Origin of the sequence: Kaistia terrae, assembly GCF_026344005.1 — a bacterium.
Taxonomy (GTDB): domain Bacteria; phylum Pseudomonadota; class Alphaproteobacteria; order Rhizobiales; family Kaistiaceae; genus Kaistia; species Kaistia terrae.
The window spans coordinates 144,253-168,942 of the sequence record NZ_JAPKNH010000002.1 but is presented as its reverse complement, the minus strand read 5'-3'; the positions used below and the strand labels follow the sequence as shown (position 1 = coordinate 168,942).

Here is a 24,690-nt window from a genome sequence, read left to right as displayed (position 1 = left end):
CGAACCGGTAGTCGCTTCGCGTAAAAACGTGCCTAGAACTTGAATTCTTCGACATTGGCGGGCGTGACGATATCAGCCGGTCCGAGCAGGACCTCGCCGCCCTTGCCAACCTTGTAATCGCCCAGTCGCCCGGCCTTGAAGGTCTCGCCTTCCTTGCCGGTGAGCTTGCACTGCGCCACGGCCTGGGCTGCATAATAGGTCAGGTAGCCGAGATCCTTGACGTTCCACCAGATGTCCTGGACCGAGCCATCCTGGATATACTTCTTGATCAGGGTCGCCGGAGCGAGGCCTGTCAGCTTGATCTTGCCCAGGAGCCCGGCCTGTTCCATGGCGCGGGCGGCGGCGGGAAGGCCGATGCCGGCCGGGATGATGATGCCCTTCAGATCGGGAAACGCCTGAGCGAGACCGAGCGCCTGCTGCTGGTTGACCTGTTCGCTTTCCTGCCCGTAGGCGACCTGAACCAGCTTCATCTTGGCGAACTTCGGTTCGTCCGCCATCTTCGCCTTCATGAAGTCGATCCAGGCATTCTGGTTCGCCGCCGTCGGCGTCGACGAGAGGATCGCGAACTCGCCCTCATAGTTGATGAGCTTCCCCATCGACTCCAGCATCATCTCGGCGAGGCTGTCGCCGGCCGCCTGATTGAGAAAGACAGTGCGGGCGGCCGGAGCCACGTCGGAATCGTAGGAGACGATCTTGACGCCCTGCTGAATGGCGCGCTTGAGCGCCGGAGCGACCGCGTTGGCATCATTGGCGGAAATCGCGATGACGCCGACCTTCTGCGAGACGAGGTTGTTGATGAACTCGATCTGCGCTTCGGCGGTGGCCTGCGACGGCGCCTGCTTGATCGCCGATCCGCCGATTTCGGCGGCGGCCTCCTCGGCGCCCGTCTGGGCTACCTGGAAATAGGGATCGGTATCCAGCTTGGGTAGAAAGCCGACCGTGACCGGCCCGGTAGCGCACTCCTCGGCGGCGCTGGCGGCGGGAATAGCAATGGCGAGGAGACTGCTCGCCAGAAGCAAGGACCTTACGAGACGAGACGACTTTGCGAGATGAGACGACATGAGTTCCTCCACATGACTTCAATCCGGATTGGTTTGGCGGGCGATGCTCCGGAAATTACTCGCCCGTTTTCGGCAGGAAAAATCGTGACCGCACGCCGCCGAACAGGCGTTCGGCGGCATTGCTGGCCAGTAGCGACACGATGAGCAGCAGGCCGATCACCGTCCCCTGCGCATCGCCTCCGATCTGCAAGAGACCCAGGACGTTGCGGATGGTCGCCACCAGCAGCAGCGCCCAGAGCACGCCGGTCAGCCGGCCCTTGCCGCCAAACACGCTGATGCCGCCGAGCAGGGCGATGGTGATGACGTCCAGCTCGATGCCGAGCGCATTGTTGGCGCGGGCATTGGCAAGGCGGGCGGCATAGACCATTCCGGCCGCCGCGCAGACTGTGCCGGAGGTGACGAAAAGGCCGAAGACGGTGCGCGACAGGCGAATGCCGGAATAGCGCGCCGTGTCGGGGCTGCCGCCAATGGCATAGATGCGCCGGCCCAGCGGCATTTTCTGCAGCAGGATGGCGAAGATCGGCGCGAGCACGAGGAACGGCACGATCGTCCAGGGCAGCACGGTCGAGCCGACCGTATTGATGCCGAAATCGAGGAAGCTTTCCGGGAAGATGTTGATCGAGCCGGAACCGAGGATGATGTATCCGATGCCCCTGAACAGCGCCATCGTCCCCAGCGTCACCACCAGCGAAGGGAGACCGAGCGCCGTGACCATGATGCCGTTGAAGGCGCCACAAGCGGCCCCGGCGACCAGCGTCAGCGGGATGGCGACGGCGAGCGGCGCGCCCGCCTGGACCAGAATGCCGAAGATGATGCTGGAGAGCGCCAGGATGCTGGCGACCGACAAATCGATCTCGCGCGCGATGATCAGCAGCACCATGGGCAGCACGATCAAGGCACGCTCGGAAACGCCGGCAATGGCCTGCGATATGTTGAAAGCCGACGCAAAATTGGGAACGAAGAAAACCGCATAGACCAGCAGTGCGATGGTCAGGATCGCCAGGAAATTGTCCCAGTTGGCGAAGCGGGCGACGAATTCGGTCGATCCGGTGGATTTGCCGCTCATGAGCGTGCTCCCTTGCGACGCGCGGCGCCTCGGCGGGCCACGAAGGCATCGACGGCGATGGCGGCGAGAATGACGAGGCCGTAGACGCCCTGGAGCCAGAGCGGATCGACCCGGACCAGCGTCAGGCCGTTGTTGATGACCAGCAGCGTCAAGGCGCCGAGCCCGACGCCAAGCACGGTGCCCGAACCACCGCGCACGGCGACGCCGCCCACCACGACGGCGGCGATGACGGTAAGCTCGAAGCCGCTGGCGACACGGGCGTCCACCGTCGCGTAGCGCGAGGCCCAGAGCGCGCCATCGAAGCCGGCGAGAAGGCCCGCGACGGCGAAGGCCAGCAGAATGCGGGCCCGCGCCGGAATGCCGATCAGCTTCGCCCCTTCCGGATTGGAACCGATGGCATAGAGCTCGCGCCCGATCGTCGTGGAGCGCAGGACAAAGGCGATGACCAGAAGCGTCGCCAAGGCGATCAGCAGTACAGCCGGGACACCGAACAGATTGGCGCCAGTCATGTCGAGCCAGGCCTGCGGCACCTGATCGGCGCTGATCTGCTTGCCGCCGGCCCAAAGACTGTTGATGCCGCGAAAAATCGCCATCGTGCCCAGCGTGACGACGATGGCCGGCACCTTGCCATAGGTGACGACGAGCCCGTTCAGCGTTCCCGCGACCAGCCCGATGCCGCAGGCGAGCAGCACGCCGCCGACAATGCCGATCTCCGGATGCAAATGCAGCGTCGAGGCTGCGCCGTAAGCGGCAAGGCCGATGACGGCGGCCACAGACAGATCGATATTGCGGGTGATGATGACGAGCATCTGCGCGACGGCGACGATCATCAGGAGCCCGGCATCGATAGCCATGGCCGAAAGGTTCACGCCGCTCAACATGCGAGGGTTGAGGATCGAAACCGGTATGGCAACGGCGGCGATTGCCGCGACAAGGCCGAGTTCACGCCGCGCAAACAACCGGTACAGCCAGCTGGCCTGCTTCGGCTCAGCCCGCGCCGTCCTCGGCTGATCGTCCGCCGTGGAGACCGGACGCTCCTCAATGTCGTGAGCATCGGTCGCGACGCCGATGATCTTTTCCTGCGTCGCCTCATCCCGGTCGAAATGCGCGCTGACGGCGCCTTCGCGCAGCACGATGATCCGGTCGCACATGCCCAGAAGTTCGGGCAATTCGGACGATATCAGGATGATCGCCATGCCATCCGCCGCCAGATCGGCGATCATGGCATGCACATCGGCCTTGGTCTGGACGTCGATTCCCTGCGTCGGCTCGTCGAGGATCAGCACGCGGGGCTTGGTCGCCAGCCATTTGGACAGGACGACCTTTTGCTGATTGCCGCCGGAAAGCGCGCTGACCGGCTGATCGTAGGATTTGAACCGCAGGCGCAACCGGTCGAGGAAAGGCGTGGCGAGCCGGAGTTCCTTGGTGCGGGACACGAGACCGCCGCGCGTCGCCTCGTCGAGTACGGTCAGCGACGCATTGTCGAGGATGGAGAAATCCATCACGAGGCTCTGCCCGATCCGGTCCTCGGAGACATAGGCGATGCCGTGATCCATCGCATCCCGGGCGGACGCGAAAGCGATCGGCTTGCCATCGAGGGAGACGGTGCCGGAGGTTGGTTGATCGATGCCGAACAGCACCCGCGCAACTTCCGTGCGTCCGCTACCGACAAGACCGCCAAAGCCAAGAATTTCACCGGCTCGCAGCTCGAACGAGACGTCGTTGAATGCGCCCTCGCGCGACAGGTTATCGACGGTGAGCACGACCGGACCGGGGCTCGTCTCGTGCCGCGGATAGAGCCCGTCGAGCGAGCGGCCAACCATAATCTGGACGGCGCGTTCGCGGGTCAGCTCTTCGGCGCGTTCCGTGCCGACAAGGCGACCATCGCGCAGCACCGCGATCCGGTCGGCGATCCGGTAGATTTCATCCATCCGGTGGCCGACGAACATCATGGCGACGCCGTGGGCGCGCAAATCATTAACCACGGCGAACAAATGCTCGACCTCGCGCTGGGACAGCGCGGCGGTGGGCTCGTCCATGATCAGGACGCGGGCATTCTGCGATAGCGCGCGGGCGATTTCGACGAGTTGCTGCTCGGACGTGCGCAGGCGAGAAAGCGGCGCATCGATATCCGCATTCAGGCCGACGAGCTTGAGCAGTCCCTTCGCGCGGGCATGGATATCGGCATGATCCACCCGCCACGAGGAATTGGCCCCAGCCTGGCCGATGAACAGATTCTCCCCGACGCTCAGATCGGGGAACAGGCCCGGATGCTGGTGCATGACGGCGATGCCGGCGCGCTGGGATTGGAGGGGGGAGCCGAAGTGGACGGGCTCACCGCCAATCAGGACCTCGCCCGCGTCGGGCCGGTGAACGCCGGCGAGAAGCTTGACGCAGGTGCTCTTGCCCGCACCGTTCTCGCCGAGCAATGCCAGAACTTCGCCGGCGCGCAGCTCCAGCGAGACGTCGGCGATGGCGACGGTTCCGCCAAACACCTTCGTAACGCCAACAAGCTGCGCCACGACCGGCCCCGCTATCGGCGATGCGGCGTTGTGCTCAGGCTTCTCGATGCGCTCAAGCATGGACGTTTACGCCAGGCAGGAAACAGAGCGGCATCGAAGGTACGCGACACGGGGACATTGGCAACCGCATTCGTCCTCAACTCTTGCGGATCGCGCTCGCCCACCTTGCCGGCAGATCGAAACGCGACTCCTCCCAGGGGCATCTCTTATTACTTAAAGCAAATTGCTATAAAGAAACTTGAAGGGCGTCAAGAGCTGCCTTACAAAGGTTGCAACGACATCCGACGACCGCATAAAACCGACCACAAGCTAATGGCGGCGATCGTTGCCGAAGGCGACCACGACAGCGAAGGCGTGAACCAAGCCATGCAGCCCGCCTTCACCACCCGAGATGGATCACGGTAACGAATGGCCGGAAAAGGCAGCAACTCGGTCCAACTGCGCCACTACAATGAGCGCGTGGTGCTGGATGCGATCCGACGCTTCGGCCAGGCATCGAAGGCCGAAGTGGCACGGTTCGCCCACCTGACGCCTCCGGCCGTGGCGGCGATCATCGAGGCGCTGGTCGTCGGTGGATATGTGGTCGAAAACGGCAAGCGCTTCGGCGGCAAGGGACAGCCTTCCGCCATGTATGCGCTGGCGCCGGATGGGGCCTATTCGATCGGTCTGCATATCGGCCGACGGGCGCTCGACGCGATCCTGATTGGATTCTCCGGCCAGACCTGCGCCTTCGAGACCCATGAATACGATCATCCAGATCCCGACAGCATCCGCCGGCTCGGCGAGGCGGCGATTGCCCGGTTCCGCGCCCAGCTTGGCCCCGCGAAAAGCGCGCGCCTGATCGGCATCGGCATCTCGGCCCCCTACTTCATCGGCGGGTGGGACGAGGAACTCGGATTCCCGAGTGACGTTCAGGTTGCATGGCGAGCCATCGACCTGCGGTCCCACTTCGCGGAGTCGCAAGGGCTCCCGGTCATGATCGAGAACGACGCGTCGGCAGCGGCCGTGGCCGAACTCGTCTATGGCGTCGGCAAGCAATATCCCGACTTCCTGCACATTTCGCTCAGCACCTTCGTGGGCGGCGGCCTCGTGCTGGACGGAACGCTGCAGACCGGACCGAACGGCAACACGGCGGCGCTCGGTCCCTTTCCGGTGAGCCACTCGAACCTCGCCTCGGTTGCCAAGCCCTCGGGGAGATTCGAGGTGCTGCTGCACCGGGCGTCGATCTACACGCTGGTGCATCATTTGCGGGTCAACGGCGTCGAGATTACGCGCGTGCGGGAACTGGATCCCATGCCGCCCGAGGCCGAGGCCCTGGTTTCCGAATGGCAGGACGACTGCGCCGATGCGCTCGCGCAGGCGATCATCGGCAGCATCGCCGTCGTCGATCTCGAAGCCGTTGTCATCGACAGCATGCTGCCGACACCGCTGCTTGTCGAAATCGTGGCCCGCGTGAAAGCCTGTTTCGAGGCGATGATTCCGACCGGCCTCATCCCGCCCCTGATCGTTGCCGGCACACAAGGCGCGCGCGCCTCGGCGCTTGGCGCGAGTCTTTTGCCGATCTATTCGATGTTCGGGCCGGACACGGGCGTCCTGATGAAAAAGGGCAACGACAAGAAGCCGCTCATGGTCGGATCCACACCCCTGAAACGAGCCTGACCCGACAGGCGTGTGCATCCTGCAATCCGGCGGACCTACCCGATGGAGCTTTGATCCGGCGCGGCTGGAGGCGACGATGGCCACAGGCGCGAAAGATCATCGCTGGCAACATCGAGCAGACGGTTCATCGCGCTCCGCGCACCGGCTGTGTCGCGGTAGCGGATCTTTTCGAGCACGTCCTTATGGACCGAGAGAGTGCGGAGCTGGTTTTCCATCACGCTCGTGGTCAGGAGGAAGGTGGCGCGCATAGCCGCCTCGATCGTCCCGATCAGTCCCTTCAGCACGACATTGTGGCTGGCGACGATGATGCTGCGATGGAAAGCGAGATCCGCGTCGCAGCAGGCTTCAAGGTCGTCCGGGATCGCCGTTTCCATCGCGAGGTAGGCGGCTTTAATCTCGGCGAGATCCGCCGCGGTGCCGCGTCGCGCCGCCAGTTCGGCGGCGGCGGGCTCGATGATGCGGCGCGCCTCCAGCAGGCTGTCGACGAGTTCGGCATCGCCGGCGAGGTCGGGATGCCATGCCAGCACCACGGGGTCGAGCAGGCGCCAGTCGTCGCGCGGACGGACCCTGACCCCGATACGCTGCCGGGTCTCCAGCAATCCCTTGGCGGACATCACCCGGACCGCCTCGCGGATGGTCGAACGGCTGACGCCAAACTGGGACGCAAGCCCTTCTTCTCGCGGCAGAATCGAGCCGGGCTCAAAACGCCGGCCGAGCACCCATGCCGCCAGGGTGCGGACAACGGCGTCATGGACCCTGCCGCCGTGTGTTGACCCATGGCCGAGCGACGGCAGCAGTGTCATGGCGTCGGTGTCGCTATTCACCGTTTCGGGCACTTTGGCGCTCCTGTATTGTCGGTGACTACTGTTGGGTCACTCGTGGTAGAGCACCGACCTGCCGCCATCGATCACGATACAGGCGGCGTTGATGAACGGCGCCTCGTCGGAGGCCAGGAATAGAGCCGTCATCGCGACCTCGTCCGGCCGCCCGATCCGCCTCGGCGGGTGCATGTCATAGACACGTCGGCGCTCGGCTTCGGGATCAGGAAATTCCTGCCAGTAATCCTCGGCAAGCGCCGTCTCGATGTAGCCCGGCGCAATCGCATTCACGCGGATTCCGTCCGGCGCATACTGGATCCCGAGCGAACGCGTCAGCCCGAGCAGGCCATGCTTGGCGACCGGATAGGGAAAGGTGTTCGGAATGATCGCAAAAGAATGGCACGACGCGATGTTGACGATCGATCCTGCCCGGCGCGCCCGCATCGACGGCAGGACGGCCCTGGCGACCCGCCACGCTCCCTCGAGATCGACAGCGAAGCAGCGGCGCCACTCTTCGTCGGTTGTCTCGAGCGGTTCGTGGAACACGTTGATGCCGGCATTGTTCACCAGCACGTCGATCTGGCCGTATCGGGCAAGCACCCCGGCAACCATCCGCGTGATCGACGCATCATCGGTCACGTCCATCTCGACGAAAAGCGCCTCAAGCCCCTCCGTCGTCAGATCGGTCGCGACCCTGGCGCCGGTATCGGTATTACGCTCGGCGATGACGACGGTCGCCCCTTCCCGCGCGAAGGCACGGACCGTTGCCTCGCCAATCCCCTGACCACCGCCGGTGATAACGGCGACCTTGCCCTGAAGACGACCCACCATGGCGCTACCAGTCCACGATGGTGCCGTCGTCGAGGACGGCGTTGCGGGTGTGATAGACTTCGGGTTCGTACGGGTGAGCCGCGCAGGCCTTTTCGTCGACCTCGATGCCGAGGCCGGGAGCTTCCGGCACCTGCCAATGGCCGTCGACCATGCGGATCGGGCCGCGCACGACTTCGAAATACCACGGCACGGCGCCGACCATTTCTTCCTGGATGACATGGTTGGGCGTCGAGACGGCGAAGTGCAGCGCCGCCACGCCGGCGATCGGGCCCAGCGGATTATGCGGCGCGACGCCGATCGACGCCGCCTCCGCCATCGCGGCGATCTTCTTGGCTTCGAGCAAGCCGCCGCAATGACAGATGTCCGGCTGGACGATGTCGATGGCCCGCCCGCTGAGCAGCGTCGCGAACTCATCGCGCTCGACCAGCCGTTCGCCGGTGGCCAGGGGCACGGACGTCTTCGCGGCGATGGCGGCAAGACCCGCCATGTCACCCGGCGGCAGAGGTTCTTCGACGAAGAGCGGGCGGCCGGGTTCGAGCGCCTCGATATAGGCGAGCGCCGCGCCGATGGTTCCGGGGCGGCCATGAAAATCGACCATGATCTCGACCGAGGGCCCAACGGCGCTCCGCAGCGCCTCCATCATCCGGCCGACCTTGTCGATGTTCGCAACCGAGGCCGTCATGTGGGTGTAGGGGATGAACACGGCCTTGAAGGCCTGATAGCCCTTTTCGACGACTTCGCGGGCGCGCTCGACCAGCGGCGCCTCGTCCAGCGTCTCATACACGGCGCGCATGTCGCCGAGGCCGAGGTGGGTGTAGACGCGGACCTTGTCGCGCACCTTGCCGCCGAGAAGGCGCCAGACCGGCACCCCCTGATCCTTGCCGAAGATGTCCCAGAGCGCCAGTTCGATGCCCGAAACCGCGCTCATCCCGATCGCGCCGAGACGCCAGAACGAGTGCTTGCGCAGGATGCGCACGGCCTGCTCGATGTCGCGCGGATCGGTGCCGATCAGCAGCGGTGCCAGATCCTCGACGGCACCGACGACGGCCTTGGTTTTCCACTCCAGCGTCGCCTCGCCCCAGCCATGCAGGCCCGGTGTGTCGGTCTCGACCTTCACGAAAACCCAGTTGCGCATCTCCGCGTTGACGACGCGGGTCCGAATTGCGGTGATCTTCAAGGAGAGCCCCTGCCAATTATCCGATTATTTTGGATACTAAGCACCCTATCAGGAGATTTTCAAATGAAGAAGCGGGACATTCTCTGCGGGGACAAGCCGTCGACGGATACCGCGCCGCGCAGCCTGCGATCCAAGCGAGTTTCAATTATCCGATTATAAGAGGCCGAAGTCGTAGGGGCGGGCTTCCGATGCCCCTGCCCGGCGCAGCGATCTCGCCGCGCCGGTTCACACCCATTGGCTTCAAGCCGTCTTTTCGACCGGCGCCTTGCGGGCACGCCACGCCCCAAGACGACGGACAGCGACATAGAACAGCGGCACGAAGAAGATGCCGATCGCGGTCGCCGCGATCATGCCGCCCATGACGCCGGTGCCGACCGCGTTCTGCGCGCCCGAGCCGGCGCCGGTGGCAATCGCCAGCGGCAGGATGCCGAAGATGAAGGCCAGCGACGTCATCAGGATCGGACGAAGCCGCATGCGCGCGGCGTCCAGCGTCGCCTCGATCAACCCCTTGCCGGCCGCCTGCTGGTCCTTGGCGAACTCGACGATCAGGATCGCGTTTTTCGCCGCGAGTCCGATCGTCGTCAGCAGGCCGACCTTGAAGTAGACGTCGTTGGACTGACCGAAGAACTTCGCGGCGATCAGCGCGCCTAGCACGCCGATCGGCACCGAAAGCATGACCGAGAACGGGATCGACCAACTTTCATACAACGCCGCCAGGCAGAGGAAGACGACGAGGATCGAGATGGCGTAGAGCGCCGGCGCCTGGTTACCGGAAAGCTGCTCCTGATAGGACAGCCCGGTCCATGAGGCGGTGAAGCCATCCGGCAGCTTCTCGACCATCGCCAGCATCTCGTCCATCGCCGTGCCCGAGCTGACGCCGCTGGCGGCGGAGCCCTGGATGCTGACGGCCGAGACGCCATTGTAGCGATCGAGCTTCGGCGAGCCATAGGTCCAGTCCGTCGAGACAAAGCTCGAGAACGGCACCATCTCGCCATTGGCGTTGCGCACGAACCAGTCGTTCAGATTGTCAGGCTGCATGCGGAAGGGCGCATCGGCCTGCAGATAGACCGGCTTGACCTTGCCACGGTCGATGAAGTCGTTGACGTAGCTGCCGGCGAAGCCGACCGAGATCGTGTCGTTGATGTCGCCGAGATCGATACCGAGCGCGCGAGCCTTGGCCTGGTCAATGTTGATCTTGAACTCGGCCTGATCCTCCTGGCCGCCCTGACGGACGCCGCTGACCAGCGGGTTCTCACGCGCCAGCGCCAGGAGTTGATCCCGGGCGGCGGAGAGCTGTTGCTGACCGGCTCCCGCTGAATCCTGCAGATACATCTCGAAGCCGTTCGAGTTGCCGAGATTGGGCAGGGCCGGCGGCGACAGGGCGAAGACCTGCGCATCGCGTATTCCGGAGAATGCCGCCATCGCGCGGCCGGCAATCGCCGAGGCGGATTGGTCCGCCCGGGTGCGCTGGTCGAAACCCTTCAGCTTGATGAAGGCCATGGCCGCGTTCTGGCCATTGCCGTTGAAGCCGAAGCCAAGCGCCGCGAACACGCTATCGACGGAATCCTTCTCCTGCGTCAGGAAATGTTCCTCGACCTGCTTCACCACTTCCAGCGTCCGCGCGCTGGTGGCGCCGACTGGAAGCTGGATCGATGTCATCAGAACGCCCTGGTCTTCTTCCGGCAGGAAGGAGGTCGGCAGCCTGCTGAACAGCACGACGACACCGGCGCACATCAGCAGGTAGATGACGAAGAAGCGGATCGGCCGGCGAAGGATGCCGCCGACGCCGCGCTGGTAGCGATCGGCGTTCTTGTCGAAGGTGCGATTGAACCAGCCGAAGAAACCCTTGCGTTCGCCATGCCCGCTGGAGGGCTTCAGCATGGTGGCGCAGAGCGCCGGCGTCAGGACTAGCGCCACGAACACCGAGAGCACCATGGCGGCGACGATGGTGACGGCGAACTGGCGATAAATCACACCGACCGAGCCGGTAAAGAAGGCCATCGGCACGAACACGGCGGAAAGCACCAGCGCGATGCCGATCAGTGCGCCGGTGATCTCGTGCATCGACTTCTTGGTCGCCTCGCGCGGCGACAGGCCCTCTTCCGCCATCACGCGCTCGACATTCTCGACCACGACGATGGCGTCGTCGACGAGCAGGCCGATCGCCAGCACCATCGCGAACATGGTGAGCGTGTTGATCGAATAGCCCGCGAAGGAGAGCACCGCGAAGGTGCCGAGCAGCACGACCGGCACGGCGATCGTCGGGATCAGCGTGGCTCGGAAGCTCTGTAGGAAGATGAACATGACGATGAAGACGAGCACCACGGCCTCGATCAGCGTCTCGATCACCTTCTCGATCGAAAGCTTGACGAAGGGGGTGGTGTCATAGGCAGTGACGACCTCGATGTTCGGCGGCAGGCCGGTCGAAAGCTTGGCGATGACCTCGGCGACGCCGGCCGCCGTATCGATCGCATTCGCGCCGGTGGCGAGGTTGATGCCGAAGCCGGCGGCGTTCTTGCCGTTGAAGCGAGAGCTGGTGGTGTAGCTTTCCGAGCCGATCTCGACCCGCGCCACGTCCGAAAGATGGACGATCGAGCCATCGGTGGCGGTCTTCAGGATGATGTCGCGGAACTGCTCGGGCGTCTGCAGCTGGCTCTGCGCCGTGATGGTGACGTTGAGCTGCTGGCCCTGGATGCTGGGCAAGGCGCCGAGCTGGCCGGCGGAAACCTGGCGGTTCTGCGCGGAGATCGCGGAGGCGACGTCGCTCGGGATCATCTGGTATTTGGCGAGCTTGATCGGATCGAGCCAGATCCGCATCGCATAGCCCGAGCCGAAGACGTTGACGTCACCAACGCCGCTGACACGCTTGATCGCATCTTCGAAGCGGCTGGAGAAATAATCGCCGAGATCTTCGGATGTCAGGCTGCCATCGGTCGAGACCAGGCCGCCGACCATCAGGATGCTCGAGGTCGACTTCGTGACGGTAATGCCCTGCGCCACGACGGCATCGGGCAATTGCGACTGCACCAGCTGCAGCTTGTTCTGCACCTGCACCTGGGCGATGTCGGGATCGACGCCGCTGGCGAAGGTGAGCTGCACCGACGCCTGGCCGGACGAGGTGCTGGAGGCCGACATGTAATCGAGATTTTCGAGCCCGGTCATGCCCTGCTCGATGATCTTGGTAACCGAGTTCTCGATCGTCTCGGCGCTGGCGCCGGGATAGGTGGCGGAGATGCGCACCGTCGTCGGCGCGATCTCGGGATATTGCGCGATCGGCAGCGTGTAGATGCCGAGCAAGCCGCCGAGCATGACGACGATCGCCAGCACCCAGGCGAAGATCGGGCGATCAATGAAGAAATCGGCCATGCGATCAGCCTCCCGCCGAGGAAGCAGGAGCCGTCGCCGGCGCAGGCGTCTTGGCATCAACCGGATGCGCGACACCGGCGGCGTCGAGCGTGACCTCAATCGGCGTCACAGCCTGGCCGTCGCCGATTTTCTGCAGGCCGTCGACGATCAGCCGGTCGCCGTCCGAGATGCCGGCCTCGACCAGCCAGTCCGAACCGACCGACTGCATGGTCTTCAGCACACGGCTCTCAACCTTGCCGTCCTTCGACACGAACATCGCCGTCGCATCGCCCTTGGCGTTGCGGTTCACGGCGCGCTGCGGCACCAGGAAGGCGCCTTCATCGGTGCCGAGATTGACGATGGCGCGGACATACATCCCCGGCAGCAGCATGCGCGTCGGGTTGTCGAAGCTGGCGCGCATCGAGAACGTGCCGGTTGTCTCGTTGACCGTCGCCTCGGCCGAGCGCAACTCGCCGGTCTTGTCGTAGATGAGGGTGTCGTTGAGCTTGAGCTGCACGCTCGGCGGGCCTTCGCCGCGCTTCAGCCGCCCGCTGTCGATCAGGCTGCGGATGCGCAGCAGATTGGTACTGGAATCGGTCAGGTCGACATTGATCGGGTCGATCTCGCGGATCGTGGCAAGCGCGGTCGACTGATTGGCCGTCACTAGCGCACCCTCGGTTACCGCCGAGGTGCTAATCAGTCCGGATATCGGCGCCACCACCTTGGTGTAGTCGAGATTGATCTGGGCGGAGGCGAGCGCTGCCTCGGCGGCCGCGACATCGGCCTTGGCCTGCGCCAGCGTCGCCTTGGCGTCGTCGAGGCTCTGCGCCGTCACGGTGTTGACGCCGACCAGCTGGTTGTAGCGATCGACCTTGGCCTGCGCGCTCGGCACGGCGGCCTGCGCCTTTTCCAGCGCGGCAGCGGCGGCGTCATAGGCGGCCTGATAGGGTCGCGGATCGATCTGATAGAGCAGATCGCCGGCCTTGACCTCGCCGCCCTCGGTGAACACCCGTTTCTGGATCAGCCCGTCGACCTGCGGCCGGATCTCAGCGACTTTGGTGGCACTGGTGCGTCCGGGCAATTCGACGGTGACCGGCACGTTTTGCGGCCGCAGCGTGATAACGCCGACTTCCACTTCGCCTGGAGGCTGGCCGCCAGCCTGCCCGCTGCCGGATTGCCCCGAACATGCTGCCAGAAAAAACATGCTTAACAAGCCCGCGACGGCGAAGGCTTTAGATTTCATGCGAGATCTCCCGACGGCCATTCCTGCCGCAGTTCATGCTTCCACTATATAGAACCCGTTCTTCACCCAGCACCACGAGAGCGCAACAAATTTCCGGCGTCTGAACATTGCTAGTGTTTCTGAAGATTTCTGGAGAGATCGGCGATCTCCAAGCAGCGCTTCACTGCTGAACAAGGAATTTACTCGCAGCGCGGGAAAATATCTCGCCGGGCTTCTTTGGTTCCAAGCTACCGCAAAGGAATGAGCGCAGCCTCCTTCTGTCGGAAGCGTCAACGCAGGCAGATGGAATTTGCAGCCGCGGAGGGCAAAGGGTGCGTGTCGCCGACCTTGCAACCATTTGGGCAGTACCGCGGAATCGGGGGAGCGCGCAGTAGCCATAGACCGTCAGGGTTCGACAGGTCGCGTGTGCGAAACGACCGGACCGGTTCGCATCGCCAGGTCCTCCAGAGGTGCCATCACCTCTGGAGTCGTATCTAGATCCGGATTTAGCCGATGTCCAAAGGCAGCTCGTCCGAGAGTGCCTCTGCCTTCTGTTCTTCGGTCAGGGTGATCTCCTCGGAGTCACCGGCTGCGTCCTTGACGTCGAACGTGTCGGGCAGCTCGTCGCTCAGCGACCAGTAGGCGAGCATCGCAGCTTCGGTTCGATTGCTGGCGATCACGTCCACGGTGATCGTCACCTGGAAGTGGTCCCCTTCGAAATCGTCGAAATCGGTATCGTCTTCAATCTGATCAGACATCATTCTCTCCGCGGCGTTCTGAACTATCGAGCTGGATAGGACCGATCTGGTCGTCATAGCAGCCCAATATGTCGAATTGGCATTTGTAGCCACGTTCGGCACGAGAACACAGGGCTTCGAGCGATAAACCAGAGCGACCCAAAGCCTCAGGCAGCGCTCGAATGCCGCCGTTCATATCTCGCAAACCCAAGCCTTCTCCGGTCTATCGACATATATCCAGATATATCTTGATTTAAGATATAACGAGACTTATATCGGGATCATGAAACACAGGCACATGGACGATGGCCGAGGCCGCCACTTCGCCGCCCACGAGGATTTCTCGGGGCATCCTCACTCTCACCCGCACTTTCATGCTCACTCGCAGCACGACGGGCCTCCGCGCCACGGTCGGGGCGGCGGTCGCCATGGCGGCGGCAGGCATGGCCGGTTGTTCGACTATGGCGAGCTGCGCCTTCTGCTCCTCGCGATGATCGCCGAGCGGCCGTGGCACGGTTACGAACTGATCAAGGCCATCGAAGAACGCTTTGCGGGCAGCTATTCGCCCAGCCCCGGCGTCATCTATCCGACGCTCGCCTGGCTGGATGACATGGGTTATGCGGCGATCGAGCCGGTCGAAGCCGGTCGCAAGCGCTACCGCATCACGGCCGAGGGCGAGGCTTTCCTCGTTGCCAACCGCGCTGCGGCGGATGAGCTACTGGCCCGGGTCGGTCATACCGGTCCCCGTGGCGGCGAGGCCATTCCGGCACCAATGGTGCGCGCCATGGAGAACCTCAAGCTCGCCTTGCGCCTCCGCATCCAGCGCGGATCGATCGACGCCGCAACCGCCGAAGCAATCGCCGCCGCCCTCGATGCGGCAGCCCAGACCGTGGAGCGCAGCTGATGACTGAAATCAACCCAACAGCAAACACTCTGAACTCCGTCGCCACCGTGGCGACGGAACATGCGAGCCGCTACCTGCAGCAGCTCTGCAAGCATTTCCAGCACAAGCTGCCCGTCACATTCGACGAGATAAAGGGGCAGATCGACTTCACCATCGGTTCATGCCGACTGGACGCCAAGGAAGGGGTGCTGACGATGTCGCTCGACGCCCCGGATGAGGTTCAGATGGCGCAACTGCAGGACGTCGTTGTGCGCCATCTCGTGCGCTTCGCTTTTCGCGAGGAACTCCCCATCGAATGGTCTGCCCCCCAACCATCCGACAGCGCCGACTAGACCTGCGACGGCGCCTCGTTCAAAGCCGGCGCCCGAAGCTCGGCCCGCAGGCCGGGCCCTTCGGGCCGGTTTTCCAGATACAGGCTCCAGCCGATCCGGGCCGAGGCGACCTCGACAATGGCAAGGCCGAGGCCACTGCCGACCGGGCTACGGCTGCGGCCGCGATAAAAGCGCTGCCGGACATGCGGTAGCTCGTCCGCGTCGATACCAGGTCCCTCATCCTCGACCACCACGCCAAAGCCGTCTGGCGTAAAGCGCCAGGTAACGGTGCCGCCGGCGGGGCTGTGCTGGACCGCGTTCTCGTGCAGATTGCGGAGCGCGATCGTCAGGATCTCGCGGTCGGTCGGCACCCGCCGGTCGTAGAGCATCGGATCGACAACGACCCGGCACCCCGGCGTCGTTCCTCCAATTGTGCCTATCTCGTCGATGATGTCGCCGAGGCTGACGGGTGACGCCGGCAGTGTCGGCGAGCCGGCATCCAGCTTCGCCAGCACCAGCAACTGCCGGACCAGGCGCGTCGTTCGATCGACAGACGAAAGAATCTGGCGCAGCGCGCCGTCGCGGATTTCGGCGTCGGATGTCGCGAGCGCGATTTGCGTCTGCGTCTTCAGCCCGGCGAGCGGCGTCTTCAGCTCGTGCGCGGCAAAAGCAGTCACTTCGCGCTCCTGCTGGCGCGCTGCCTCGACCTTGGCAAACAGCGCGTTGAGCGCATTGGCAAGCGGCCGGATCTCCTCCGGCGCGTGACTGGCATCGATCGGGCGCATGTCCTCGGCGTCTCGAGCCTTGAGCGCCGCCGTGATGTCGCCAAGCGGCCGCAAGCCACGGCCCAGGCTGACCCAGATCAGTAGGCCGAGCAGCGGCGCGACCAGAAGCGTCGGCCACAACAGCCCCTTGATCAGATCGGCGATAAGCTGATCACGCAGGCCGAGCCTGTCGCCGATCATGACGCGGACGCCCTTCTCCGCATCATCGACGGTAAAGATGCGCCAGCGCTCGCCATCGACGACCCGCTCCGAGAAGCCGGGCGCCGGACCCGCGAGCTGCTCTTCGGGTGCCCCGGCCGACCGCGCGATCAGGCGCCCTTCGAGCGACCAGATCTGGCAGGAGAGCTGGCGCTCGTAGCCGGTCGTCTCGCCACCAGGAATGACGACCGGTTCGGGCGCTGAAGACGGCATATGTCCAGCGACAAGCGAATCCACCATGCGCGCCGCTTCCTGCAGGCGCGTGTCGAGGACATGCTCCACCTCAGCCCGGCTGACCTGGTAGATCCAGATGACGGCGGAGAGCCAGATCACCCCGGTCGCGACCAGCAGAATAAGGAAAAGACGGCGGCGCAGCGAAATCATCAGGCGTTTCTCATCCGGTACCCGAGGCCGCGCACCGTCTCGATGGCGGCACGGCCGATCTTGGACCTGAGGTTGTGGACATGCACCTCGACGGCGTTGCTCTCGACCTCCTCGTGCCAGCCATAAAGCCGATCCTCGATCTCGCCCTTGGAGCGGATGATGCCCGGCCGCTCCATCAACAGCGAAAGCACCGCGAATTCGCGCCGCGATAGCGGAACTTCCGCGCCGCCCAGCACGGCGGACATTGCTGCCGGATCGACAGTCAGTTCGCCGGACACCAGCAAAGGCGCGGCCCGGCCTTCGGCACGACGGGCTATCGCACGGATCCGCGCCGCCAGTTCGTCGAGATCGAATGGCTTGCTGAGATAATCATCCGCGCCGCCATCCAGGCCGCGGATCCGGTCGGAGACCTCGTCCAGCGCGGTCAAAAGCAGGACCGGAGTCCGGTCGCCCACCGCCCGCATCTCCTTCAGCACATCGAGACCGGAACCGTCCGGCAGCATCACATCCAGCACGACGGCATCGAAATCATGCGCCGCCAGCGCCGAGCGCGCGTCCACGCAGCAGCCGACCAAATCGACGGTGGCGCCGACAAGGCCGAGCCCGACTTTCAGCCCGTCCGCCAGGATCGGATCGTCCTCGACCACCAGAATGCGCATCATGTCTCCTTTGCGCCCCATCATGCCATTCCAGCTTAAGGCTGCCTTAAGGTGGAATTCAGATTGAAGGCCCATGATAAAGAGCATGGACCCCAGCTTGTTGCATTTCCCCTCGATTCGAGGCGCCGTCCTGCGCGCTCTGGCGCTCGTGGCGCTGCTCGTCTTGGCCGCCCTGCCCGCCGGCGCGCAATCGCCGCCGAGTGCCGATGCCGTGTTCGCACTCACCGCGAGCCGCGACACCTCCGGCGACTTGAAGCTCGGCTGGACCATCGCTGACGGCAATTACCTCTATCGCGACAAGATCGGCGCCCGCGACGCAGCCGGAACGGCACTTCCCGTGACGACCCCGGCCGGCGAGATGAAGGACGACCCGAACTTTGGCCCGACCGAGGTTTATCACCGCGAGGCCGAGGCGCGCATTGCGGCGGCCGATCTCGGCGATGGCAAATCGCTGACCGTTACCTTCCAGGGATGCGCCGAGGCCGGCATCTGCTATCCGCCTGCAAAAAGGACCGTTGATCTCGCGACGCTCGCCGTTAGCGCCGCCGGCCCCGCGAGCCTGGCCACCGGCTTTGCAATGCCGAAGTTCGACGCTTCCCCCTTCGTGGACGAGGCCGAACCAGCCTCGGAAACCACCAACTCCCCCATTGCATGGATCGCTCCGGATGCGCCGGCGCCAAACCAAACCGCCGCGACGCCGCTGATGGCCGGCAATCCGGTCGTGATGCTGGCCGCGTTTCTCGGCTTTGGACTGCTGCTCGCGCTGACACCATGCGTCTTCCCGATGATCCCGATCCTTTCCGGCATCATCGCCCGCTCCGGAGCAGAAACCTCGGCCAAGCGCGGCTTCGCGCTGTCGCTCGCCTATGTGCTGGCGATGGCGGCCGCCTATGCGCTGCTCGGCGTCGTTGCCGCCTGGTCGGGTCAAAACCTGCAGGCGGCATTGCAGACGCCGTGGGCGCTCGGGCTGATGAGCCTGGTCCTCGTCGCGCTCGCTCTGTCGATGTTCGGCCTCTACGAATTGCAGGCGCCGGCGTTCCTCACGCGGTTTCTCCAGCCGGCAACGGGTGGCACGGGCGGTTCGTTGATGGGCGCCGCCCTGCTCGGCTTCGGCTCCGCGCTTATCGTCGGCCCCTGCGTGACGCCGCCGCTCGCGGCCGCCCTCCTTTATGTGTCGCAGACTGGCGATGTCGCACGCGGCGCCAGCGCCCTCTTCGCGCTTGGGCTCGGCATGGGGCTGCCGCTGATTGCTGTCGGCACGTTCGGCGCCGGGATCCTGCCTCGCGCCGGCCCATGGCTCGGCCGCATCAAGGGCGTGTTCGGGGTCATTTTCCTCGGCCTCGCGATCGAGATGGCCGGCCGCGTCCTACCCGGCTCTCTCACGCTCGGCCTCTGGGCTTTGCTGGCGATCGGCACCGGCGTCGCGCTCACCGCATCGCCGCTTTCGCAACGGCCGCTGATCGATCACCCGCGCCGCACGCTCGGCTTCGCCGCGCTGGTCTATGGCGCGGTGCTGATCATCGGAGCCAGCGCCGGCGCGGAGGATCCACTGCGCCCGCTCGCCGTCCTGACCGAAGGCCGGGCGACAGCGGTGGCCACGCCGTACGAAACCGCGACCCGCGTGACGTCACTGGCAGCCATGGACGCCGCGATCGGCAATGCCCGCCAGCAAGGTCGGCCGATCTTCGTTTCCTTCACTGCCGACTGGTGTACGGTCTGCAAGACCAACGACCGCACCGTCTTCCGCGATCCCGAGATCGTCACCCGCCTGGCGCGCGCATCTCTGATCGTTGCCGATGTCACTGACACGACAGCGGAAACACAGGCGCTGATGCAGCGTTACGACGTGGTCGGACCGCCGACCATGCTGCTGATCGACCCGCAGACCGGCCGTGAGATCGACGGCACGCGCAGTATCGGGGCGACCACGACTGCGGCGTTCGGAAGCAATTTACGTCGCGCCGGCGTCTGAACATCGCCTCATACCGTTGCTATAAGGAACCCATGATGAACCGCCGCGATCTTCTCGCCCTGAGCGCTACCCTCCTCGTCACCGCCCCGTTGCTGGCCACCGCCGCATGGGCGCAGCAGGTTGACGTCAATGCGATCCTGAACGATCCCGAGGCGCCGGTCGGCGGCAATCCGAAGGGCGACGTCACCATTGTCGCCTACCTCGACTACAACTGCATCTACTGCAAGAAGTCGGCGCCGGACCTCGATCGCGTCGTCAAGGAAGATGGCAAGATCCGCTTGATCTACAAGGATTGGCCGATCCTCAGCGAGTCTTCCATGCTCGGAGCGCAATTGGCGCTCGGCGCCAAGTATCAGGGCGGCTACGAGAAGGCGCATCACGCTTTGATGGGTCTCTCCGGCCGCAAGGCGGACCAGACGGCGATGCTCAAGGCCATGAAGGCCGCCGGCATCGACATGACCCGCCTGCAGTCCGATCTCGACACCCACGGCCCCAAGATCTCGGCTCTGCTCCAGCGCAATCTCGCCCAGGCGGATTCGCTGAGCCTTACCGGAACGCCGACCTACCTGGTCGGTCCGTTTCGGACCTCCACGCTCGATTATGCCGGCTTCAAGCAGGTCGTCGCCGACGCCCGCGCCCGTCAAGCCGAATAACCGAATTCCAATCCACGCATACTCATGCCCCTATCAGCAGAAAGAAGCGCCATGTCGCTTTCCTCCCATCCGCCACGCGGAGCGCGCCGGCTGAACATCTCCGCCCTATTGCTGCTCCTCCCGCTGGTGACCGCCTGCGCCACGACGGGCCCCATTGCCGAAGCGCCGCCGCGCCTCGATCCGGCCGCTGTCAGCCGCTACGCGGCGATCGATGACGACAAGTTCCCGATTCCGGCCGTCGACATGAAGCACCTGAAGCCGCGCTACATGCGCCAGGTCGTCCAGGATCCGACCGGCGAGCAGCCCGGCACCATCGTCGTCGATCCGGCCAACCGCTTCCTTTATCTCGTCCAGGAAAACGGCCAGGCACTGCGCTATGGCGTCGGCGTCGGTAAGGCAGGGCTGGAATTCACCGGCGCGGCGACCGTCCAGTACAAGCGGGAGTGGCCGCGCTGGACGCCGACGCAGGACATGATCAAGCGCGACCCGGAGCGCAACGCCCAGTGGGCGAACGGCATGGAAAGCGGCCCGGAAAATCCGCTCGGCGCCCGCGCGCTCTATCTGTTCAAGAACAACCAGGACACGCTGTACCGAATCCATGGCACCAATCAGCCCTGGTCGATCGGCGAGGCTGTTTCGTCCGGCTGCATCCGGATGATGAACCAGGACATTCTCGACCTCTACAATCGCGTCCCTTCCGGCTCGAAGGTCATTGTGCTTGACGGCGGCCAGAGCCAGATGGCAGCGGTCCCGCAAAGCTGATCGAGGACATCCCAACCGGGATGCCTGAATCGTCGTGCTTATCCGGCGTCGGTGTGGCGAGCTTTGCGCCCACCACGCCGGAAGCCGGCGTCACTTGCTTCAACGCGTATTTTCGCGATGCGGCTCGGGTCGGCTAACGCAGAGCGCGCCTGGCCCGGATGAAGACGTCCGCATGGAACGCCGGCGTCGGCTAGATAGCGCCGAACCTCATTCCCTGCGCTGACTCCAGCGCCGTTCTCGCCAGCGCGATCATGGATGCCGCCGGCTGGTCGGCATCGAGTTTCCGGATGGCGCGGATGTGGTCGAGTGCCGCGTCGAGGCTAGGGAATTGCGCCGGTTGCGCCAGGTGCAGGTAGAGCGCGATGACGCTGGCGGATCGACTACGGCCGCCGCGGCAGTGGACGAGAACGTTACCGGCCCGATGCGGCGGATAATGCGCCTTGCCGGGGCTCGCCTGGCCAAGGATGCCATCAAGCGCCAGCACGGCGGCAAGCAGATGGTTGGCGGTGTTCCCCGGACCGTCGATCAGCCCGATATGCGTGCGCCGTATGAAAGTGCCGTCGCCAAGCGCCAGCGGCGCCATTTCGACATTGACGGCAAGGTTCATCGTCGAGGTGATGTCCTGCGAACGCAGCAGTGCCGCGTTGTCGGCGGCGATGCGATTGCCGATGAAGAGTTTTACGCGATGCGGGCCGCATAGGGCGGCGATCGGGAGCAGCACCGGCAGTTCGTCCTCCTGCTCGTCGGTCAGGGAGGGGGCGAGCGGCGGCGTACTGAACATGGACATACTCATCATGGGTAGTTCGCAATGCGATGGAGAATGCGGGGCGTAAGGTCGATTTCATGCTGCCACGACAAGCGGCCGGCAAGGCGGCTAGCCAGGATCGGCATGGAGGATGGCGCGACGAACGCGGCGACGACGATCCGGGAACCGACCGCTTCCACGAGGCGTAGCGTGTCATCCAGACGCGGATGCACATTCCAGGGCAGCCAGCGCGCTTGGCCGGCGGCGATCAGGCTGGCCGCCGGCGTACCGGGTGGAACATGACCGGTGAACAGGAACCGGAATCCCTCGGCGCGGCGGGTGAAAAACGCGGCGGACGGGCCGGACTCGGCATTCGCCTCGGTGGCGATGACGATGTCGTCCGGCGTCGCGGGCGCTTCCGAGAGCGTACCGAGCAGCGCGTGAAGTGCGTCGGCGATGCCGGGCGCGACGAGGCCGGATGTGTCGGCGGCGAGATGCACCGCCTCGGCACGGACGTTTACGCAGAGCTTTGGCGAGAGCCCGAGACGCGCCAGGCGTAGCGCCATTTCCGGGCCACGGCCGAAGCCAGGCACACAGAGCACGGCACCGCCTTTCGCGGCTTCGGCAATCGCACGGATCTGGTCGCCTAGGCTTGAGGCGCGGTCGCCATAGGAGGCGTCGGTGATGATGCAAGCAGAACTGGGCGGCGGATCGAACGGAAAGACGACGGATTCCGCGCTCCAGTCGCCGGTATAGAGAAGGCCGCCGAATTCAGGGAAATGCAGCCAGATGCCGCCGGGCGCATGGCCGCAGCGCCCGATCGTGACCGGAACGCCTTCAATCGTCGTCTCGCCCATCAACGGCAGGACGCGGCGCGCTACCGGTTCGACAAGATTGGTTGGGACCTGACGCCAGGTTTCCGCCGTCGCATAGACGGGCGGATTGCCGATCTCGCGGCGCAGGCCGAGGCCGCCGGCGTGGTCGATATGAGCGTGCGACAGGGCGACGGCGTCGACAATCCCGACATCGGAGAGGTCGGGGAGAACGCCCACTTCCGGTCCTTCGCCGAGGTCGAGCAGGATCCGCTTGCCGGAGATTTCGATCAGGAAGGCGGCCGGCAGCTTGCCGCCGACGCCGCTGACAACAGTCAGTTTTGCCATGGCAACACCCCGCGCGGCAGGAAGCGGGAGAAGGCCGAGGCGGTCAGCATCAGAACCAGCACGATCGCGACCATCAGGCAGCCGACGGCGGCGGCGAGTGTCGACGAGCCGCCTTCCTCGAGGAAGACGATCATCGGCCCCAGCGTCTTGGCCTTCGACGAGACGAGCAGGATCGAGACCTGGATCTCGTTCAGCGCGCTCATGAAGACGATGATCGCGCCGGCGGCGGCGGCGGGTGCGACGAGCGGCGCGATGATGTCGCGCATCCGGCGCAGGAACCCGGCTCCGGCCACCTGGGCGGCTTCTTCCAGCGAGCGGTCGATCTGCGCAAAGCCGCCCAGCGTCGAGCGCAGCGACAGCGCCAGGAAATTGGCGAGATAGGCGGCAAGGATGATCCAGACCGTGCCGTAGATGCTGAAATCGAGCAGCGGCAATGGCTTCAGGAAGAACAGGATCATGGCGACGCCGATAACGATGCCGGGAATCGCATAGGCGAGTTCGCTGGCGAGATGCAGCACGCGGATGAAGCGGCTCCTGTGCCAGGTGAGGAAATAGGCGAGGAAGATCGAAAGCCCGGTCAGGACGAGGGCCGTGGTGATCGTCAGCCACAGGCTGGTGAAGAAGCCCTCGCGGATCGCCGCCTGGCGAAACAGCGCGCTGGCGTAGTTATCGATCGTCAGCGTTGCGAGCGTCAGCTTCTGCCCAAAACCCTTGACCAGCGATGTGGTGACGAGCGCCGAGAGCGGTAGAACCAGCGTGGCCACCAGCGTGGCCCAGGCGACGATCTCGATCGGCAGCCTGGCGAGACCGAGCCGAAGCGCCAGCGGTCGGGCGGAGCCGTCGACGCGCACGTCCTTGCGGCTGCCGAGCCAGCCGGCAAGCGTGATGCCGACGATGGTGAGCACGGCCAGCAGCATGGCGAGGATCGCCATGTCCGATAGCGCCGATGGGCCAAAGCTGTTCAGCTTCTGGTAGATCAGCGTGATCAGGGTCGGGAAGCGGGCGGGGATGCCAAGCATCGCCTGGATCCCGAAATTGCCGATCGACGAGACGAAGGCAAGTGCGGCCCCTGCGAAGATGCCGGCCCGTGCCAGCGGCAGGATGATGGTGAACAGCAGTCGGGTCTGTGAAGCGCCCGCGGCCTGGCCCGCCTCGACCAGTTCGGCCGGCAGGCGACGCAGCGCGGCGCGGACGGAGAGGAAGACGAGCGGACTGTTGTAGATGCCGAGCAGCAGAACGATGCCTGCTTCGGAATAGAGCGGATGGCGGCCGCCTGCCGGAAGCGACAGACCGAGCAGGCCGAGGATCGGGCTCGACGGCGAGAAGGCCTGCACCCAGGCGAGTGCCGAGACCTGCGGCGGGATCATCAGCGGCAGGATGAACGCGAACACCCAGAGCGCCTTGCCGCGCATGTCGGTCAGCGCCACCAGCGTTGCCGCCAGCGTGCCGACCACCAGCGAGAGCAGGGTCGAGAACAGCGCCACGCGCAGGGTGTTGACGGTTGCCGTGAACACCTGCCGCGTGCCGAGGATCTCGGCCAGGCGGCTGGCGTCGGGCCAGCCGTCCGGCGCGATCGCCGTGTAGGCGAGACGCAGCAGCGGCGCGAAGGAAAGCCCCATGACGAAAAGCCCGAGCGCCACCAGCACCCAGGTTTCCGACGCGATCGGGAGCGCCCGTCTGGGGCGCTCCCTGGCGAAATCCGCCGCTGCCAAGGTCATT

The 24,690-nt window shown here is 64.8% G+C and carries 20 protein-coding genes; 6 read left to right on the top strand and 14 right to left on the bottom strand.

All coding sequences use genetic code 11. From position 1 onward, the window contains the following. Positions 1-32 precede the first annotated feature (32 nt). The 3 genes from OSH12_RS05945 to OSH12_RS05935 are packed head-to-tail and all read right to left on the bottom strand — an operon-like array spanning position 33 to position 4,709. On the bottom strand, positions 33-1,061 hold the full coding sequence (locus OSH12_RS05945) for a rhamnose ABC transporter substrate-binding protein (protein ID WP_266342607.1): 1,029 nt from the start codon (positions 1,059-1,061) through the stop codon (positions 33-35). Between the two features lie 55 nt (positions 1,062-1,116). Next, complete coding sequence (locus OSH12_RS05940) at positions 1,117-2,127, bottom strand: ABC transporter permease (protein WP_266342606.1); 1,011 nt, start codon at positions 2,125-2,127, stop codon at positions 1,117-1,119. Then, the gene (locus tag OSH12_RS05935) at positions 2,124-4,709 is read right to left on the bottom strand and encodes an ATP-binding cassette domain-containing protein (RefSeq protein WP_266342605.1); all 2,586 of its coding nucleotides are present in this window, start codon (positions 4,707-4,709) and stop codon (positions 2,124-2,126) included. The genes OSH12_RS05940 and OSH12_RS05935 overlap by 4 nt, the downstream gene beginning before the upstream one ends. Positions 4,710-5,057: 348 nt before the next feature. Between OSH12_RS05935 and OSH12_RS05930 the strand changes: the two genes are divergently transcribed. After that, a complete protein-coding gene (locus OSH12_RS05930; RefSeq protein ID WP_266342604.1) occupies positions 5,058-6,308 on the top strand; it encodes an ROK family protein in 1,251 nt (416 codons plus the stop codon). A gap of 35 nt (positions 6,309-6,343) precedes the next feature. On the opposite strand, the gene OSH12_RS05925 is transcribed toward OSH12_RS05930, so the two are convergent. From OSH12_RS05925 to OSH12_RS05900, 6 genes are all read right to left on the bottom strand, one after another. Continuing rightward, positions 6,344-7,144: a FadR/GntR family transcriptional regulator gene (locus OSH12_RS05925; protein WP_266342603.1), complete on the bottom strand. Its 801-nt coding sequence runs from the start codon at positions 7,142-7,144 to the stop codon at positions 6,344-6,346. Between the two features lie 36 nt (positions 7,145-7,180). Beyond that, positions 7,181-7,957: an SDR family oxidoreductase gene (locus OSH12_RS05920; RefSeq protein WP_266342602.1), complete on the bottom strand. Its 777-nt coding sequence runs from the start codon at positions 7,955-7,957 to the stop codon at positions 7,181-7,183. 4 nt (positions 7,958-7,961) lie between these two features. After that, positions 7,962-9,134: a galactonate dehydratase gene (dgoD, locus tag OSH12_RS05915; RefSeq protein ID WP_266342601.1), complete on the bottom strand. Its 1,173-nt coding sequence runs from the start codon at positions 9,132-9,134 to the stop codon at positions 7,962-7,964. Between the two features lie 240 nt (positions 9,135-9,374). Then, positions 9,375-12,500: an efflux RND transporter permease subunit gene (locus OSH12_RS05910; protein WP_266342600.1), complete on the bottom strand. Its 3,126-nt coding sequence runs from the start codon at positions 12,498-12,500 to the stop codon at positions 9,375-9,377. 4 nt (positions 12,501-12,504) lie between these two features. After that, positions 12,505-13,722, bottom strand: coding sequence for an efflux RND transporter periplasmic adaptor subunit (locus OSH12_RS05905; RefSeq protein WP_266342599.1), 1,218 nt, complete (start codon positions 13,720-13,722; stop codon positions 12,505-12,507). 485 nt (positions 13,723-14,207) lie between these two features. Next, positions 14,208-14,459 (bottom strand): hypothetical protein, encoded by a 252-nt coding sequence (locus tag OSH12_RS05900; protein WP_266342598.1) that lies wholly within the window; start codon positions 14,457-14,459, stop codon positions 14,208-14,210. Positions 14,460-14,889: 430 nt separating this feature from the next. Between OSH12_RS05900 and OSH12_RS05895 the strand changes: the two genes are divergently transcribed. Both OSH12_RS05895 and OSH12_RS05890 read left to right on the top strand, forming a co-directional pair. Continuing rightward, positions 14,890-15,342: a PadR family transcriptional regulator gene (locus tag OSH12_RS05895; protein WP_266342597.1), complete on the top strand. Its 453-nt coding sequence runs from the start codon at positions 14,890-14,892 to the stop codon at positions 15,340-15,342. Further along, positions 15,342-15,674, top strand: a complete 333-nt coding sequence (locus OSH12_RS05890; protein ID WP_266342596.1) for a DUF2218 domain-containing protein — start codon at positions 15,342-15,344, stop codon at positions 15,672-15,674. Before OSH12_RS05895 ends, OSH12_RS05890 begins: the two co-directional genes overlap by 1 nt. Here OSH12_RS05890 and OSH12_RS05885 read toward each other — a convergent pair. Together OSH12_RS05885 and OSH12_RS05880 are read right to left on the bottom strand one after the other, a co-directional pair. After that, positions 15,671-17,020, bottom strand: a complete 1,350-nt coding sequence (locus OSH12_RS05885; RefSeq protein WP_266342595.1) for an ATP-binding protein — start codon at positions 17,018-17,020, stop codon at positions 15,671-15,673. The genes OSH12_RS05890 and OSH12_RS05885 overlap by 4 nt on opposite strands. Beyond that, positions 17,020-17,679 carry a response regulator transcription factor gene (locus OSH12_RS05880; protein ID WP_266343332.1) on the bottom strand — a complete coding sequence of 220 codons (660 nt, stop codon included), beginning with the start codon at positions 17,677-17,679 and terminating at the stop codon, positions 17,020-17,022. The genes OSH12_RS05885 and OSH12_RS05880 overlap by 1 nt, the downstream gene beginning before the upstream one ends. Positions 17,680-17,764: 85 nt before the next feature. On the opposite strand from OSH12_RS05880, the gene dsbD reads away from it, so the two are divergent. From dsbD to OSH12_RS05865, 3 genes are read left to right on the top strand one after another with little or no spacing between them, the layout of a single operon-like run. After that, complete coding sequence (gene dsbD, locus OSH12_RS05875; RefSeq protein ID WP_266342594.1) at positions 17,765-19,651, top strand: protein-disulfide reductase DsbD; 1,887 nt, start codon at positions 17,765-17,767, stop codon at positions 19,649-19,651. A gap of 35 nt (positions 19,652-19,686) precedes the next feature. Next, a complete protein-coding gene (locus tag OSH12_RS05870) occupies positions 19,687-20,304 on the top strand; it encodes a DsbA family protein (RefSeq protein WP_266343331.1) in 618 nt (205 codons plus the stop codon). 51 nt (positions 20,305-20,355) lie between these two features. Continuing rightward, positions 20,356-21,066 (top strand): L,D-transpeptidase, encoded by a 711-nt coding sequence (locus OSH12_RS05865; protein WP_266342593.1) that lies wholly within the window; start codon positions 20,356-20,358, stop codon positions 21,064-21,066. Between the two features lie 190 nt (positions 21,067-21,256). On the opposite strand, the gene OSH12_RS05860 is transcribed toward OSH12_RS05865, so the two are convergent. From OSH12_RS05860 to OSH12_RS05850, 3 genes are read right to left on the bottom strand one after another with little or no spacing between them, the layout of a single operon-like run. Then, a complete protein-coding gene (locus OSH12_RS05860) occupies positions 21,257-21,847 on the bottom strand; it encodes a dual specificity protein phosphatase family protein (protein WP_266342592.1) in 591 nt (196 codons plus the stop codon). Positions 21,848-21,858: 11 nt separating this feature from the next. Next, a complete protein-coding gene (locus tag OSH12_RS05855) occupies positions 21,859-22,971 on the bottom strand; it encodes an MBL fold metallo-hydrolase (protein ID WP_266342591.1) in 1,113 nt (370 codons plus the stop codon). Continuing rightward, positions 22,959-24,689 (bottom strand): ABC transporter permease, encoded by a 1,731-nt coding sequence (locus tag OSH12_RS05850; protein WP_266342590.1) that lies wholly within the window; start codon positions 24,687-24,689, stop codon positions 22,959-22,961. The genes OSH12_RS05855 and OSH12_RS05850 overlap by 13 nt, the downstream gene beginning before the upstream one ends. Position 24,690 lies beyond the last annotated feature (1 nt).